This is a genomic window from Wenyingzhuangia gilva, assembly GCF_030519655.1.
Lineage (GTDB): Bacteria > Bacteroidota > Bacteroidia > Flavobacteriales > Flavobacteriaceae > Wenyingzhuangia > Wenyingzhuangia gilva.
This window is the reverse complement of sequence record NZ_JAUMIT010000002.1, coordinates 375,842-389,529: the sequence shown is the minus strand read 5'-3', so window position 1 is coordinate 389,529 and position 13,688 is coordinate 375,842. Positions and strand designations below refer to the sequence as shown.

Annotated in this window: 15 protein-coding genes; 5 read left to right on the top strand and 10 right to left on the bottom strand. The window is 31.6% G+C overall.

Annotation, left to right across the window (positions count from 1 at the left end; all coding sequences use genetic code 11):
- The first annotated feature begins 6 nt into the window (after positions 1-6).
- Together QVZ41_RS06820 and QVZ41_RS06815 are read left to right on the top strand one after the other, a co-directional pair.
- Positions 7-372, top strand: coding sequence for a four helix bundle protein (locus QVZ41_RS06820; protein ID WP_302883800.1), 366 nt, complete (start codon positions 7-9; stop codon positions 370-372).
- Between the two features lie 59 nt (positions 373-431).
- Positions 432-1,307, top strand: a complete 876-nt coding sequence (locus QVZ41_RS06815; RefSeq protein WP_302883799.1) for a bifunctional 5,10-methylenetetrahydrofolate dehydrogenase/5,10-methenyltetrahydrofolate cyclohydrolase — start codon at positions 432-434, stop codon at positions 1,305-1,307.
- A gap of 72 nt (positions 1,308-1,379) precedes the next feature.
- Here QVZ41_RS06815 and QVZ41_RS06810 read toward each other — a convergent pair whose 3' ends face one another.
- The gene (locus QVZ41_RS06810) at positions 1,380-1,943 is read right to left on the bottom strand and encodes a hypothetical protein (RefSeq protein WP_302883798.1); all 564 of its coding nucleotides are present in this window, start codon (positions 1,941-1,943) and stop codon (positions 1,380-1,382) included.
- A 124-nt stretch (positions 1,944-2,067) separates the two neighbouring features.
- On the opposite strand from QVZ41_RS06810, the gene QVZ41_RS06805 reads away from it, so the two are divergent.
- On the top strand, positions 2,068-2,694 hold the full coding sequence (locus QVZ41_RS06805; protein WP_302883797.1) for a 7-carboxy-7-deazaguanine synthase QueE: 627 nt from the start codon (positions 2,068-2,070) through the stop codon (positions 2,692-2,694).
- Here the strand turns inward: QVZ41_RS06805 and cmk are convergent.
- From cmk to nusB, 6 genes are all read right to left on the bottom strand, one after another.
- Positions 2,691-3,380, bottom strand: a complete 690-nt coding sequence (gene cmk / locus QVZ41_RS06800; protein WP_302883796.1) for a (d)CMP kinase — start codon at positions 3,378-3,380, stop codon at positions 2,691-2,693. The two genes, QVZ41_RS06805 and cmk, sit on opposite strands and share 4 nt — an antisense overlap.
- A gap of 3 nt (positions 3,381-3,383) precedes the next feature.
- Complete coding sequence (gene porQ, locus QVZ41_RS06795) at positions 3,384-4,391, bottom strand: type IX secretion system protein PorQ (protein WP_302883795.1); 1,008 nt, start codon at positions 4,389-4,391, stop codon at positions 3,384-3,386.
- 75 nt (positions 4,392-4,466) lie between these two features.
- The gene (gene coaE, locus QVZ41_RS06790; RefSeq protein ID WP_302883794.1) at positions 4,467-5,054 is read right to left on the bottom strand and encodes a dephospho-CoA kinase; all 588 of its coding nucleotides are present in this window, start codon (positions 5,052-5,054) and stop codon (positions 4,467-4,469) included.
- Positions 5,055-6,008, bottom strand: a complete 954-nt coding sequence (locus QVZ41_RS06785) for a YbbR-like domain-containing protein (RefSeq protein WP_302883793.1) — start codon at positions 6,006-6,008, stop codon at positions 5,055-5,057.
- Between the two features lie 104 nt (positions 6,009-6,112).
- A complete protein-coding gene (yajC, locus tag QVZ41_RS06780) occupies positions 6,113-6,406 on the bottom strand; it encodes a preprotein translocase subunit YajC (protein WP_302883792.1) in 294 nt (97 codons plus the stop codon).
- A gap of 68 nt (positions 6,407-6,474) precedes the next feature.
- Complete coding sequence (nusB, locus tag QVZ41_RS06775) at positions 6,475-7,413, bottom strand: transcription antitermination factor NusB (RefSeq protein WP_302883791.1); 939 nt, start codon at positions 7,411-7,413, stop codon at positions 6,475-6,477.
- A gap of 179 nt (positions 7,414-7,592) precedes the next feature.
- Between nusB and QVZ41_RS06770 the strand changes: the two genes are divergently transcribed.
- Positions 7,593-9,350: an ABC transporter ATP-binding protein gene (locus tag QVZ41_RS06770; protein WP_302883790.1), complete on the top strand. Its 1,758-nt coding sequence runs from the start codon at positions 7,593-7,595 to the stop codon at positions 9,348-9,350.
- A 57-nt stretch (positions 9,351-9,407) separates the two neighbouring features.
- Positions 9,408-9,770 carry a PUR family DNA/RNA-binding protein gene (locus tag QVZ41_RS06765; protein WP_302883788.1) on the top strand — a complete coding sequence of 121 codons (363 nt, stop codon included), beginning with the start codon at positions 9,408-9,410 and terminating at the stop codon, positions 9,768-9,770.
- A gap of 61 nt (positions 9,771-9,831) precedes the next feature.
- Here QVZ41_RS06765 and namA read toward each other — a convergent pair whose 3' ends face one another.
- From namA to sucC (QVZ41_RS06750), 3 genes are all read right to left on the bottom strand, one after another.
- The gene (gene namA / locus QVZ41_RS06760) at positions 9,832-10,911 is read right to left on the bottom strand and encodes an NADPH dehydrogenase NamA (protein ID WP_302883787.1); all 1,080 of its coding nucleotides are present in this window, start codon (positions 10,909-10,911) and stop codon (positions 9,832-9,834) included.
- Between the two features lie 172 nt (positions 10,912-11,083).
- Positions 11,084-12,280 (bottom strand): ADP-forming succinate--CoA ligase subunit beta, encoded by a 1,197-nt coding sequence (gene sucC / locus QVZ41_RS06755; protein ID WP_302883786.1) that lies wholly within the window; start codon positions 12,278-12,280, stop codon positions 11,084-11,086.
- 198 nt (positions 12,281-12,478) lie between these two features.
- A complete protein-coding gene (gene sucC / locus QVZ41_RS06750; protein WP_302883785.1) occupies positions 12,479-13,675 on the bottom strand; it encodes an ADP-forming succinate--CoA ligase subunit beta in 1,197 nt (398 codons plus the stop codon).
- Positions 13,676-13,688: the final 13 nt, after the last annotated feature.

Here is a 13,688-nt window from a genome sequence, read left to right as displayed (position 1 = left end):
TAAGTGATGAGTTTTAAAACTTTACTAGCATATCAAAAAGGATTTGAATTAGCTATGGAAGTTTTTCAAGTTAGTAAAGATTTTCCATCACATGAACAATTTGCATTAACTTCACTAGTAGTAAGATCAAGTAGAGCTGTTTGTTCTGCTATTGCAGAAGCCTATAGAAAGAGGCAGTATATTAAGCATTTCAGAAGTAAACTTTCCGATGCTGATAGTGAAAATTCTGAAACACAATTATGGATAGACTTTGCTTTAGCTTGTAAATACATTGACCAAGAAAAAGCAATTGAATTAGAAAACAAAAGTAAAGAAATAGGCAAGCTTATTAATTACATGATTAATAACCCAGAAAGATTCGGAAGTAAGTAACTTAAATTCATTTGCAAAACTGATTACTGAAAACTGAAAAACTGTAAACTAATTAAGAGATGACAATATTAGACGGTAAAAAAACCTCTGCAGACATCAAAGCTGAAATTGCAGAAAAAGTAAAAGAATTAAAAGCTCAAGGTAAAAAAACACCTCATTTAGCAGCTGTTATTGTTGGAAATGATGGTGCCAGTAAAACCTATGTTGGAGCTAAAGTTAAAGCGTGTGAGTTAGTTGGTTTTGATTCTACTCTAATAGAATTACCAACCGAAACTACAGAGGCTGAATTGTTAGCTAAAATAGAAGAATTAAACAATAATGACGCTATTGATGGTTATATTGTACAATTGCCTTTACCAAAACACATTGATGAGCATAAAGTTTTATTAGCCGTTGATGCGACTAAAGATGTAGATGGTTTTCACCCTACAAATGTAGGTAGAATGGCTTTAGAACTCCCTACGTTCTTACCTGCTACTCCTTATGGAGTAATGGAATTATTGGAGCGTTACAAGGTTCCTACTTCTGGTAAAAATGTAGTCGTTATTGGTCGTTCTCATATTGTAGGAAGACCTATGAGTATTTTAATGTCTCAAAAAAGAGCTGCTGGTGATGCTACTGTAACCGTGGCACACTCAAGAACGGCTAACTTAAAAGAATTGACTTTAAAGGCTGACATTATTGTAGTTGCCTTGGGAGTTGCAGAATTCTTAACTGGTGACATGGTAAAAGAAGGGGTGACTATTATTGATGTTGGAATTACTCGTTTAGACGATCCATCTAAAAAGAATGGTTTCCGTTTGGCAGGTGATGTTCATTTTGAATCTGTAGCACCAAAAGCAGCTTTTATCACTCCTGTTCCTGGAGGTGTTGGTCCAATGACGATTGCCATGTTATTAAAGAATACTTTATTGGCTGGAGAAAACAGAGCTTAATTATTCAAGACCTTATATCATAAAAAAGGCATCCTAAATTTAGGATGCCTTTTTTATGGTTTTATAAGAACACTATTCCTGATCAAACCAAACCGTAAATGATGTAAATTTTGAGCTCTCTGGTATTTGATTTTTATCAATATTCCCCAATGTAAAAACTTTAATACCAACATCTTCTTTATCAATAGTAAAAGTAGCATTAATGTCTTTTACAAAAACTGTAATCAATTTAAAACTTGCTTCTAATTTTTCTATGGTATGATTCACATTTAAATCATTAAAAGTAGATCCCAAACCTACAGACTGCTTTGTTTTAAATTCATCACTAAAAACCGTAACACTCTTAATTTTAGAAACACTATCTAAAGGATTAATAGGTGATATAGATAATAACAACTTCCCTCCTTTTTGATAAACCAAATAAGTATCATTATCTCCAATGTAATCGTTCATGTTTCCTAAATCTCCTTCGCTTAATCTAGAAACAATAGAATCATTCTTAAATAAATTAGGTAATTCTTTAACACTTGTCGTATTAGTAATAGGTCCAACTTTGTGTAAAGCAATAGTAGTGTCTTTTGACTGGCACGAAACTGCCATTACAATCACTACCAACAGGGCAAATACTCTTTTCATATAGTTTAAAAATTTAAAGTACTAAGTTACACAAATCCATCAGGATATCGATCACAAAAGCTTTGAACAACAATTAATTTATATTCTTTATTTTCTTGTATCTTTGCGCACCAAAACAAACCCAATGGACAACAAAACTAAAGAACTTGTAAACAAAGGTGTTATGCTTCCTTTAATGGAAGAGTTCTACACCATTCAAGGAGAAGGTGCGCACACAGGTACTGCTGCTTACTTTATTAGAGTAGGTGGTTGTGATGTTGGTTGCCATTGGTGTGATGTAAAAGAAAGTTGGGATGCAAATTTACACCCGCCAACACATGCTGATTTAATTGTTAAAAATGCTAGTCCTTATAAAACTATTGTGATTACTGGTGGTGAACCTTTAATGTGGGACATGCAATATTTAACTTCCTCTTTGCAAAATCAAGGATTACAAACACATATTGAAACTTCTGGTGCTTATCCATTAAGTGGACAATGGAACTGGATTTGTTTATCGCCTAAAAAAACAAAATTACCTTTAGAGGGAATTTATTCTGAAGCACATGAACTAAAAATGATTATTCACAACAAGAGTGATTTTGAATTTGCTGAGCAACAAGCGGCTAAAGTTTCTGATAAATGTGGATTGTACTTACAACCTGAATGGAGTAAAAAAGAATTGATGACTCCTATGATTGTAGATTATGTAATGAAAAATCCTAAATGGAAAATTTCTTTACAAACTCATAAGTATTTAAATATTCCTTAAAGCTTAGCGTTTACCAACAATAAAATTTTATCAAACTGTTCTTTTCTAGATAGGTTTGAATTGTCTATTTCAACAGCATCTTTTGCCATTTCTAAAGGCGAATCTGCTCTTGTGGTATCTAAAGTATCACGTTCTAAAACATTGTTGAATACTTCTTTATAAGAAACCTCTGTATTTCCTTTGGCTTGTAGTTCATCAAACCTGCGTTGTGCTCTGGTTTCTGCCGAAGCGGTCATAAATAATTTTAACTCAGCATTTGGAAACACCACCGTACCAATATCTCTACCATCCATTACAATCCCTTTGGCTTTACCCATCTCTTGCTGAAGAGCTACTAATTTTTGTCTTACTGCAGAAATAGAAGCTACTTTACTTACATATGAAGAAACTTCCATTCCTCTAATTTCAGTTTCAACATTTACGCCGTTTAAATATACTTCCGAAAAACCTAGTTGAGCATTGTACTTAAAGTCTATATTTACTTTATCTAAATTTTCTATCAACTTCTCAGCATCTACTTCACCTTGCTTAGCAAAATTATTTTGTAATGCATATAAAGCTACAGTTCTATACATCGCTCCAGTATCTACATAAATATACCCTAATTCTTTTGCCAATTGTTTGGCTACAGTACTTTTTCCTGTTGATGAAAATCCATCAATAGCAATGGTTATTTTTGATGTCATATATTATAAATGTACAGTTAATCCAAAAGTGCTATACTTTGCTCCTTCTTGAAATTTAGCATAAGCATAATCAAATCTTAAAAATTTAGTATTGAAACCGAAACCATAAGACAATCCTGCTCCTGTTCTTACTTCGTTTAATTGATATTCTTGAGATCTACGGTGATTATATCCTATTCTAACATTAATCATTTTTTCTGGCCATAACTCAGCACCTATGGAAACATGTCTTAAAGCATTATTAATATCACTAATTGTTTCGGGGGTAACATTGTTTTCTAAATCTGTTTTTGATCTTGATGGATTTGGCTCACTAATATTCCAATTATTCAATTCATCAATAGCTCCATATACTTTAATAGGAACATGCTCTAACCTATATTCAATAGCAAATATGACATTGTTGTTTACAGGTTCTTTATCGTCTATAAATTGAGTTAATTGATTTCCTGAGTTTCTTAACACTAAAGACATCACCAATGGTTTGGTAGGATGTATGTAAGTAATTCCTAAATCATATAAAAGAGCAGACGAGGTATAGGTATCTATTTTAGAGGAAATATATTTTAATGAAGCTCCAAAAGAAACAGATTGAAAAGTATATCCATATCCTAAATTAAAAGAAAGATCTCTTGCCGAAAACACTCCCAAAACAGTTGGTCCACTGGCATCTGTTCTTTCTAAATCACCATAGTCAAAATATTGAACACCAAAAAATGCGGTTCCATATGAAGGATTGATGGATTTTGCATAAGAAAGTGATCCTACATTGATTCCTGAAATATATTTGATATAATTTAAAGATAAATCATTCTCCATTTTTAAGTTTACCGATGATGGATTCCACAAAGTTTGAGAAACATCATCTCTAGAAGTTAAAGTCACTCCACCCAAAGCAACTTGCTTGGCAGAAGTGGGAATATTCAAAAAAGAATATAAAGTCTCACCTCCAGTTTGCGAAAACAGACTGCTTGATATTAATGCAGAAAACAGAAAAATTATATACTTCATTCTTTAATACTTCTTCGTGAGCAAATATAAACGGTTGATTTTAATATTTATGCATAATCTAATTTTAGATTTTATCTAAAACTCATTCGCCTTTAATAATTGATTATGTACTACTGCTACTTCTTTAGCTAGTTCGTCTAAATTACTATTATGAATCACAAAATCAGCTTTTTTAATTTTATCTTCTTGACACCATTGATTGTTCATTCTAGCCAATACAGCTTCTCTATCTACTTTGTCTCTTTTCATCACCCTAGAAATCCTGTCTTCTAAATCTGCTGTTACCACTATAACTTTATCGCAAAGATGCTCACTTTTATTCTCGTATAAAATAGCATTTTCATAGACCAAATATGGAGCGGTTTGCTTTGCAACAAAATTTTTAAAATGTTTGTAAACAGCAGGATGAACAATAGCATTTAATGATGCTAATAATTCTTTGTTATTAAATACTTTTTGTGCTATGTAAGTTCTGTTTAACTCATCATTTTGATAAGATTCATCTCCTAACAAATGAATGATCTTTTTTTTAACCTCTTGAGAGTGAACCATAATGTTTTTAGCTTCAATATCTGCCTGATATATTGGAACCCCTAAAGATTCAAACATTTTTAACACAGTACTTTTACCACTTCCTATACCTCCTGTTAATCCTACAATCATTTATTTTAGAATTAAATATTCCACTTCATCAATATTTAATTTAACAGAAGAAACCATGGTGGGTTTTTGTCTTATTTCAGGCTTCATATGTTTGCTTGTTCTTTTGTTATAATCACAAACTACTAAAAATTCAGAAGCTTTTACTTCATTAAACTGAGACAATCTTACCAAACAGCTTAATTCTATTTTTTTAGGATAAACCACAATTTCACCATTGCTTGGAGCATTGATAATTTGCACGGGAACTGTTAATGTTTTTTCTGTAATTTTTTCAACCTCTACTTTTAAAGTTACTTTCTCAGTTGAGTAAGTAATTTTTGGAATGTTGGGCTTTACAATAGCAATCTCTTCATTTAAAGATTCTTGAATATTCATTTTTTTAAATGACTCTAAAGCTATTTTATCAATTTTAGCTACCTGCATCTCTGGTCCTGAAATTTGTATAGAATCTGGAGCAATTACGTTTCCTGAAAAAGATTTATATCCTAAATGATATCCTATATTAATATTTGGTACCACTGGAACTTTCTTAAAACTTCTCTTTCCTAATTTCACAAATAAGGTATCTGAAATCACATCAACCAAGGTAATATTTTCTTTGATAGAATTTCTTACTTGTTTTTTTAAATCATCGTTAACCAAGTAATAGTCGTACCTATTTTTTCTTTTTAAATGTTTTACCGAAACATCAATTTCTGACTTATTAAACGCTGCTCCTAAAAAATAAAAACCATTGGCTTTTATTCTAAACCCTAACTCTTTTGGTGGGTTTTCTTGAAATACGTATTCTTTTGACAATGAAGAATAATGAATGGGATAATAAATTACCTGACTGTATTCTTTTGATAATTTATTAAGAAACCAAAAAACAAAAGTTCCTAAAACAAATATTAAAAACACAGAGTCTCGCTTTTTATTGAATTTAAAAATAGTTTGTTTTTTATTTTTCTTCATAGTAGCTAAAATAGGAAATGAAAGCCAAACAAAGTACTTTTATTACAAACAAAAACACCTTTAGATTTCTCTAAAGGTGTTTAATTTATGACTTTTCTAAAAAATTATTTTTTTTCAGGAAGATTGTATTTTTTTGTTAACTCCATAGATATGGCTGTTTTTTCCATTAACAATTTACCAGCATTGGTTTCAATCATTACGGTACCTTCATTCACTTCTACTAATTTCCCATGAATTCCTCCAGTAGTTACTACTTTAGTTCCTTTTACCAAAGTTTCTTTAAATTTCTTTTCGTTTCTGCTTCTTCTTACTTGTGGAATGATCATAAAAAATACTACGAAAATTACCATTATAACTAAAAACATTGGGCTCATGGCTCCTTCTTGTAATGCTATCATTTTAAACTATTTGTTGATTAATTTATATCTTTAAAAATTTACAGTAAACTTATGAGTTTGTTTCTTTACTACAAAGTTCCTCTACCAATTTTATTTAATCTATTTGTTTCTTGAAAATCTTTCCAAATTTTATCTAAAACACCATTGATAAACGTACTACTTTTTTCTGTTGAGTAATCTTTAGCTATTTCTAAATATTCGTTTATGGTTGCTTTTACTGGTATTGATGGGAACTTTAAAAATTCGCAAATAGCCATTTTAATCAAAATCATATCTAAATCTGCAATACGATCTGTTTCCCAGTTTGGTGTTTTATCAGCTACTTCTTCTTCAAACTTTGGTAAATTTAAAACAGTTTTTTTAAACAATTCTGAAGCAAATGCCTCATCATCACTATTCTTATAAAGTCTACCAATAATAAAATCATCTTTAGCTTTTAACTCTTGTAAGGTTTTTACTACCCAAGTATTTACAAAAGGAATATCATCTACCCAGCTAATGTTTTCCCCTTCAAAATATTCAGCCAATTTTTCATTAGGAGCAATAAATTCAGCAAAAAACTTAATGGCAAATTTTTGATCTTTTTTAAAAGAAGTTTCTTCTTCTGCCATATAATCTTTATACAAATCACTAGCCAACAAGTTGTTGTAAACAATAGAAACATACTTATCATCTAAGTACCAATTGTTTAAATTGTTTTCTTCTATATAGTTTTGTAAAGACACACTTTCTTTTAAAGTTTTTATGACTTTATTATCTATAAATTTTCGGTTTGGATTTAATTCTTCTTTGGTAACAAAATACTTCTTTTTAGAAATTTCTGAAGTTTTTTCTGCTATTTGATTAACCCTTACCAACATATCTAAAGACAGGATGTACAAGTCGTACATTTTATCAATACTTTGTCTCAAGAATTTTTCTTCTTTAACAATATTATCACTTTTGGCATGAATCATTGCGTAAACGGATTGCATCACCTTTACACGAATATGTCTTCTGTTAATCATTTACAAAGAACTTATAGTTTTGAGTATGCAAAAGTAATACATAATTGAATTATTTTGAAAGATTAAGTTAAAAATATTACTTCGGTACATTTTGTGTAATGCTTCCACATGAAATCGACCTAGTTTAATAACAAGAATATAGTATCTTCGTACCCGTAAATAATGCACTCCCCTTTCCTATGAAAGAATTACAATATATCAATCAATTTTTTTATAAATACAGATATCGTTTGTTATTAGGTATCTTAATTTCCATAGCCTCAAGATACTTAGCTGTTAAAGTACCCGAGATTGTTAAAAATTCTGTAAATGCTGCCACAGATTATCACAAAGGAAAACTAACTGACTTAGCTGCTGTGGAAACTGAATTACTACACAACATTTTATTAATTGTTGGTTTGGCCACCCTATCTGGTTTCTTTACTTTTTTAATGAGACAAACTATTATTGTAACTTCTAGATTGGTGGAGTATGATTTAAAAAATCAGGTTTATCAACAATACCAACGTTTGAGCTTAAATTTTTATAAAAAGAATCGTACGGGAGATTTAATGAACCGTATTAGTGAAGATGTTGGAAAAGTTAGAATGTATGTTGGACCAGCCATTATGTACACCATAAATATGTTGGTGATGTTTTCTGTGGCGATTTATAAAATGGTTCAGATTGATATAAAACTTACCTTTTATACTTTAATTCCTTTTCCTTTGTTATCGATTTCAATCTTCATATTAAGTAAAAACATCAACAAAAGAAGTACCATTGTTCAACAACAATTATCTAAACTAACTACGTTTACTCAAGAAATTTTTTCTGGAATGAATGTAATTAAATCTTATGCTATAGAAGGAATTTCTCGTAATGACTTTGTTAATATTGCAGAAGAAAACAAACAGAAAAACATTAGTCTATTTAAAGTTCAGGCTTTCTTTTTTCCTTTGATGATTTTACTAATTGGTACTGCAAACATTATTGTACTGTATGTGGGGGGAATGGAATATATTAAAGGAAACATTAGCGTTGGAGTTATTGCTGAGTTTATTATGTATACCAATATGTTAACATGGCCAGTGGCTATTGTGGGTTGGGTTACTTCTACCGTACAAGAAGCAGAAGCATCGCAAAAAAGAATCAACGAGTTTTTAAAACAAGAACCTGAAATCACCAATCAGAATGAAAATTTAGTTGAAATAAAAGGAGCTATTAAATTTAAAAATGTATCTCTTACTTATGATGATACTAATATTATAGCGCTAAAAAATATTTCTTTTGAAGTAAATCCTGGAGAAACCATTGCTATTATTGGTAAAACAGGATCCGGAAAATCTAGTATCTTAAATCTTGTTAGTAGATTATATGATGCAACCACAGGTGTTATTGAAATTGATGAACAACCTATTCAGGAACATCATCTTTACCACCTAAGAAACAACATTGGTTTTGTACCACAAGATCCTTTCTTGTTTTCTGACACCATTGCCAATAACATTCGTTTTGGTAAAGAAGACGCTACAGAAGAAGAAATGATGGAGGCTGCTAAAAAAGCAGTGGTTCACGATAATATTATTGCGTTTAACAAAAAATACAATACTATTTTAGGTGAACGTGGGGTTACTTTATCAGGAGGACAAAAACAAAGAGTTTCTATTGCCAGAGCGATTATTAAAAATCCTAAGATTTATATTTTTGATGACTGTTTATCTGCTGTAGATACCGAAACGGAAGAACAAATTTTAAGAAACTTAAAATCTATTAGTAAGAACAATACCACGTTAATTGTGAGTCACAGAATTAGTGCAGCTCAAAATGCAGACAAAGTTATTGTGTTAGATAATGGTGAAATCGTACAACAAGGAACTCATTCTCAGCTATTAAACCAACAAGGAATTTTCCACGATATGTACGAACAACAGTTACAAGAAAAAGAAATAGAATAATGTGCTCTAAATAATTATTTTTATATATTTGAGTAGATAACAATAATTAGCTAAATAATGAAAGAAAGAGAAGGGCAAGAAGAAATTTTTTCTCAAATTTTGAGGGCAGGAAGAAGAACCTATTTTTTTGATGTAAGAGCTACCAAAGCAGGAGATTATTACTTAACGGTAACCGAGAGTAAAAAATTTACTCATGATGATGGATCTTTTCATTACCAAAAACACAAAATTTATTTATACAAAGAAGATTTTGTTGAATTTCAGGAACAATTAAAACAAGCTACAGACTATATCATTAACGAAAAAGGTGAAGAAGTTATTAGCGAAAGACATCAAAAAGACTTTAAGAAAGAAGAAGATGCCGATGATGAAAACATGGCAACTGCAGATTTCACAGAAGTTAATTTTGATGATATTTAATAAAAAAAGCTCCGTTTATTTCTAAACGGAGCTTTTTTTATTCTTGTCTTTTTAATTAAAACTACCCAGGAAATGCTCGTTCGTACTGCTTAGGAATTTCAATATCAGCTCTTAACTCCTTTGCTGCTTGTATTGGAAAGTATGGATTTCTTAACAATTCTCTTCCAAGAAATATAAAGTCCGCATCGTTATTAAGCAAAATAGTCTCCGCTTGGGCTGCACTTGTAATCATCCCAACAGTTCCTACATACATATTTGATGATAGTGTTGTATTCCTAATCTCTTTTGCCAATGGTAATTGATAAGATGGCCCAACAGGAATTTTTACATTAGGTAGAGAACCTCCGCTAGAAACATCAATAATATCAATCCCTAATTTTTCTAACTCCTTACTTAACCATACGGAAGATTCTATATCCCATCCACGTTCATCCCAATCTGTTGCAGAAATTCTAACTGCCATCGGTAAATTAGATGGCCAAACGCTTTTTACCTCCTCTATAATCTCAAACAATAATCTAGCCCTATTCTCTATACTTCCTCCATATTCATCAATTCTTTTGTTAGAAACTGGTGACAAAAAAGAATTGATTAAATACCCATGTGCTCCATGAATTTCTAACAATTGAAATCCTGCTTTTAAAGCTCTTTCGGCAGCGCTTTTAAAATATTCTTTAATATTATTGATATCGTCTAAATTCATTTCTTTGGGAACTAAAGCTTCCTCAGAAAAAGGAATAGATGATGGAGCTAATACTTTCCATCCGCCTTCTTCTTTTGTTCTTAACAATTTATGATCAGAACCTTCTACTTTATAACTACCTTTTCTTCCTGCATGGGCTAATTGAATACCTGCTACTGCACCTGTACTTTTAATAAAATTTGTAATTCGCTCTAAGGACTCAATATGTTCATCATTCCAAATACCTAAATCTCCTAAACTAATTCTACCTTCAGGATGTACTGCTGTTGCTTCTAAAAAAACTGTACCCGCTCCTCCCATGGCTCTTGTACCATAATGAACCAAATGCCATTCTGAAGCAAAACCTTCTTTAGCAGAATACATACACATTGGTGAGGTTACGATTCTGTTTTTAAAAGTGATATTTTTTATTTTTAATGGGGTAAATAATTTTGACATACTTTATTTTTTATTTGATACTTACAAATTTAAAGATTCTAAATTCCATAAGCATCTTCTTGAGTCTAAATTAAGAGCTCTTTAAACACTCAATTTAAAACAACTCTCAACTAAAAAACCCACTTTCAATCTAATGAAAGTGGGTTTTTAAAATTTATAAAAAGCAGTAAGCTTAAGCTAACACTTCTTGTACTTTTTCTGCAGCCTCTTGGAATTCAACTGCTGAAATTACGTTTAATCCTTCTTGAGCATCAATCAATGCTTTTGCTTCCACAGCGTTAGTCCCTTGTAATCTTACAATAATTGGTACATTAATCGCGTTTTTCATGTTTTTGTAAGCATCTACAACCCCTTGTGCCACACGGTCACAACGAACAATACCTCCAAAAATATTTACTAAAATAGCTTTTACATTAGGATCTTTTAAGATAATTCTAAAAGCGATTTCAACTCTTTTTGCATCTGCAGTACCACCAACATCTAAAAAGTTAGCTGGTTCTCCACCCGCTTGCTTTATTAAGTCCATAGTTCCCATTGCCAAACCTGCTCCGTTTACCATACATCCCACGTTTCCATCTAAAGCAACATAGTTTAATCCTGCTGCTTTTGCTTCTACTTCAATTGGGTGCTCTTCACGAATGTCTCTATATGCTAAATAATCTTGATGACGGTATAATGCATTTTCATCTAAAGAAACTTTTGCATCTACTGCTAAAATTTTATTATCAGAAGTTTTTAATACTGGGTTGATTTCAAACATGGCAGCATCAGAACTTTCGTATGCTTTATATAAAGACATCACAAATTTTGTCATTTCTTTAAAAGCATTTCCTGACAACCCTAAGTTAAAAGCAATTTTACGTGCTTGGAAAGGTAACAATCCTGTTCCCGGATCAATTTCTTCAGTATAGATTAATTCTGGCGTTTTTTCAGCAACCTCTTCAATATCCATTCCTCCTTCTGGAGAATACATTACCATATTTTTACCCGTAGCTCTGTTTAACAATACAGAAACATAAAACTCTTCTGTTTCGCTTTCTCCTGGGTAATATACATCTTCTGCTATTAAAACTTGACTCACCAATTTTCCTTCTGCTGAAGTTTGAGGTGTAATCAACATCATTCCAATAATATCATTAGAAATCTTTTTTACTTCGTCTAAGTTTTTAGCCAACTTAACTCCACCACCTTTACCACGACCACCAGCGTGAACTTGAGCTTTTACAACGTACCAGCTAGTTCCTGTTTTCTCGGTTAATTCTTTGGCAGCCTCAACAGCTTCTTCAGGAGTTTGAGCTACAATTCCTCTTTGAATTCCAACGCCAAAACTACTTAAAATCTCTTTTCCTTGATATTCGTGTAAGTTCATTGTTATTTTTTAATAAGTGTTTTTATAATCGCCGTAAAAGTAGTGATATCAATATATATCTTTTAGTAATATTTGTAATTTTTAATTAAAATTTTCTAAAACGTTTTCTACCACTATAAACCCAGTAATTACAACAATCAAAAAACCGCTTTCAAATACATGAAAGCGGTTTTTTTAATATATAAAAGTAATGGAAAACTATGCCAATACTTCTTGTACTTTTTCTGCAGCTTCTTGGAATTCAACTGCTGAAATTACGTTTAATCCTTCTTGAGCATCAATCAATGCTTTTGCTTCTACAGCATTAGTCCCTTGTAATCTTACAATAATTGGCACATTAATAGCGTTTTTCATATTGTTGTAAGCATCTACAACCCCTTGTGCCACACGGTCACAACGAACAATACCTCCAAAAATATTTACCAAAATAGCTTTTACATTAGGATCTTTTAAAATAATTCTAAAAGCAATCTCTACTCTTTTTGCATCTGCAGTACCACCAACATCTAAAAAGTTAGCTGGTTCTCCACCTGCTTGTTTAATTAAATCCATGGTTCCCATTGCCAAACCTGCTCCGTTTACCATACACCCTACGTTTCCATCTAAAGCAACATAGTTTAATCCTGCAGCTTTTGCTTCTACTTCAATTGGATGCTCTTCACGAATATCTCTGTATGCTAAATAATCTTTATGACGATACAATGCATTTTCATCTAAAGAAACTTTTGCATCAACCGCTAAAATTTGATCATCAGCAGTCTTAAATACTGGATTTATTTCAAATAAAGAAGAATCAGAACCTTCGTATGCTTTGTATAAAGCAGTTGCAAACTTGGTCATGTCTTTAAACGCAGCTCCAGACAATCCTAAATTAAAAGCAATTTTACGAGCCTGAAAAGGTAACAATCCTGTTGCTGGGTCAATTTCTTCAGTAAAAATTAACTCAGGAGTTTTTTCTGCAACCTCTTCAATATCCATACCCCCTTCTGGAGAATACATAATCATATTTTTTCCAGTAGCTCTGTTTAATAAAACAGACATATAATATTCTTCTGGTTTAGAAGGTCCATCGTAATAAACGTTCTCAGAAATCAATACTTGGTGTACTTCTTTTCCTTCAGCAGAAGTTTGAGGGGTCACCAACATCATTCCGATGATTTGCTCAGCATACATTTTAACTTCTTCGATAGATTTAGCGATTTTTACACCACCTCCTTTACCACGTCCACCAGCGTGTATTTGTGCTTTTACCGCAAAAACAGTACATCCTTTTTCTGCATGAATCTTATTTGCAGCTTCTAATGCTTCTTCAGGAGTTGTTGCAACAAGCTCCATAGGCACTTTTACTCCAAAACTCTTTAAAATTTCCTTTCCTTGAAATTCGTGTAAATTCATAAAACTCTCTCTT